The organism is Nonomuraea sp. NPDC049784, assembly GCF_040659615.1.
Taxonomy (GTDB): Bacteria; Actinomycetota; Actinomycetes; order Streptosporangiales; family Streptosporangiaceae; genus Nonomuraea.
The window spans coordinates 1-2,870 of record NZ_JBFAMX010000939.1; the positions used below are offsets into that span (position 1 = coordinate 1).

The 2,870-nt window shown below is 70.2% G+C and carries 2 protein-coding genes; one reads left to right on the plus strand and one right to left on the minus strand.

Annotated elements, in window-relative coordinates:
* Positions 1–184 precede the first annotated feature (184 nt).
* Positions 185–445 (plus strand): DoxX family protein, encoded by a 261-nt coding sequence (locus tag AB0J09_RS61345; RefSeq protein WP_360713270.1) that lies wholly within the window; start codon positions 185–187, stop codon positions 443–445.
* A 65-nt stretch (positions 446–510) separates the two neighbouring features.
* On the opposite strand, the gene AB0J09_RS61350 is transcribed toward AB0J09_RS61345, so the two are convergent.
* On the minus strand, positions 511–2,870 hold a 2,360-nt coding region (locus tag AB0J09_RS61350; RefSeq protein WP_360713268.1), incomplete at its 5' end, for an ATP-dependent Clp protease ATP-binding subunit.

Genomic DNA, 2,870 nt, shown 5'->3' on the forward strand with positions numbered 1-2,870 from the left:
GGCCGGCGACCCGCTGCTCGCGCCCCTGCTGGTGGGGCTCGGCGTGACGAGCCTGTCCATGGCCCCCGTGTGCGTGCCCGCCGTACGGGAGGCGCTGGCGGGGCTCACCCTGGCGGAGTGCCGGGACCGCGCCATGGCAGCCCTGTCCTGACCGCACCAACCCCTTACCCGCGGATGATCTTTTCTGGCACACTTCTCCGCCGGCACCGTCCGCTTCATCGGCATCGCCGAGCTGGCCGGTGCGCTCGGGCTGATCCTGCCCGCGCTCACCGGCATCGCCCCGATCCTGACCCCGCTGGCCGCGACCGGTCTGGCCGTGGTGATGGTGCTGGCCGCGCTCACCCACGCCCGCCGCAAGGAACCGGCCGCGATCGCCTTCAACGCGGTCCTGTTCGTCCTGGCCGCGTTCGTCGCCTGGGGCCGCTTCGGCCCCTACACCTTCTGACCTGACGACCTCGACCCGCTTCTGCCTCTGCTGCGAGTTGCCGGCGCCCTTCGGCGGCCGGGATGTCAGACGGCGGGCTCCGGAGCGGTGGCGCGGAACACGAGATGGTCGCCCTCGACGTCGATTGTGACCTTCCCGCCTTCCGTGACCTCACCGGTCAGCAGCATCGTGGACAGCCGGTTGTCCACCTCCCGCTGTACGGTGCGGCGCAGCGGCCGGGCGCCGAACTCGGGCTGGTAGCCGCGCTCGGCCAGCCAGTCCTTGGCCGCGTCCGTGACCGCCAGCGCGACCGCCTGGCCGCGCAGGCGCTGCCGGGTGCGCTCCAGCATCAGGTCCACAATCTGGCGCAGCTGATCCTTTTCCAGCCGCTTGAAGATGATCGTCTCGTCGATGCGGTTGAGCAGCTCCGGCCGGAGCGAGTGCCGCAGCACGTCCATGAGCTGGTCCTCGAGCTGCTTGACGTCGCCGGACCATTCCAGGATGAGCTGGGCGCCGATGTTACTCGTCATGATCACGATCGTGTTCGTGAAGTCGACCGTGCGGCCCTGGCCGTCGGTGAGGCGGCCGTCGTCGAGCATCTGCAGCAGGATGTTCATGACGTCCGGGTGGGCCTTCTCGATCTCGTCCAGGAGGATCACGCCGTGCGGTCGGCGGCGCACGGCCTCGGTGAGCTGACCCGCCTCCTCGTACCCGACATATCCGGGCGGCGCGCCGATGAGGCGGGAGACTGTGTGCCGCTCCTGGAACTCGCTCATGTCGATGCGGACCATGTGGTCCTCGCCGCCGAACAGCGCCTCGGCGAGCGCCCTGCCCAGCTCCGTCTTGCCGACACCGGTCGGGCCGAGGAACAGGAAGCTGCCGATCGGGCGGTTCGGGTCCTTCAGCCCCGCCCTGGCCCTGCGTACGGCCTCCGCGATGGCGGTGACGGCCTCGTCCTGGCCGATCACGCGCTCGTGCAGGTGCTGCTCCAGGCGCATCAGGCGCTCGCGCTCCTGCTGGGTGAGCTGGGTGACCGGGATGCCGGTACGGCGGGAGACGATCTCGGCGATGTCCTCCACCGTGACCAGGGGCACGGAGTCCGTACCCTGCCTGGCGCGCTCGAGCTCCGGCCTGATCTTGTCGATCTGCGTCGTGAGGTCCTTGGCGCGGTCGAAGTTGTCGGATGAGATGGCCTGGTCCTTGTCGCGGCGCAGCGAGTCGAGCCGTTCCTCCAGCTCGCGGACGTCGGCGCCGGGCGTGCGCGAGCGCAGGCGCACCCGGGCAGCGGCCTGGTCCATGAGGTCGATGGCCTTGTCGGGCAGGAACCGGTCCGAAACGTAGCGGTCGGACAGGGTCGCGGCAGCGTCGAGAGCCTCGTCGGTGATGCGCACCTGGTGGTGCGCCTCGTACGCGTCCCGCAGCCCGGCCAGGATCTCGACCGTCTCCTCCACGGTCGGCTCGGCGACCAGGATGGGCTGGAAGCGGCGCTCGAGTGCTGCGTCCTTCTCGATGTTCTTGCGGTATTCGTCGATCGTTGTGGCCGCGATGACGTGCAGCTCGCCGCGGGCCAGGGCGGGCTTGAGAATGTTGGCCGCGTCCATGGCGCCTTCGGCGGCGCCCGCCCCGACCAGGTTGTGCACCTCGTCGATGAAGACGATGATCTCGTCGGAGTGCGCGCGCACCTCGTCGATGACCTTCTTGATGCGCTCCTCGAACTCGCCCCGGTACTTCGTCCCGGCGACCATCCCGGTCAGGTCGAGGCCGACGACGCGCCGGTCCTTCAGCGTGTCGGGGACGCTGCCGTTCACGATGCGCTGGGCGATGCCCTCGACGATCGCGGTCTTGCCGACGCCCGGCTCGCCGATCAGGCACGGGTTGTTCTTGGTACGGCGCGACAGCACCTCGATGGCCTGCTCGATCTCGTCCTCGCGGCCGACGACCGGGTCGAGCTTGCCCTGCCTGGCCTCTTCGGAGATGTCCCTGCCGTACTCGTCGAGCGTCGGCGTGTTGCTCGCCGCGCGGCGGCCCTCGGCCCGCTGCGGGCCGGCCATCATGGCGTCCTGCAGCTCGTTCGCGGAGGCGCCCTGCTCCTGCAGGATGCGGGCGGCGCTGGAGTCGGGGTTGGCGGCGATGGCGAGCAGCAGGTGCTCGGGCCCGATGTAGGACGACTGCAGGGCGCGGGAGATCCGCTGGGCGTCCAGGATGGCCCTCTTGGCGGCCGGCGAGAGCGTCGTGGGCGGCTCCCCTGCCTCGCCGGCTCCGGCCATCGCGTCGATGCGGTCACGCAACCGGCCCACGTCCACTCCGGCCGTACTCAAAATCGTCTTGATCGAGTCTTCGTCGATCAGCGCGTCGAGAATGTCCAGGACGTCCAGGTCGGGCGAGCCGCGTTCACCCGCCGCGTCCATGGCCCGGCGCAGGGCCTCCCTGGCCGAGGCGGACAGCA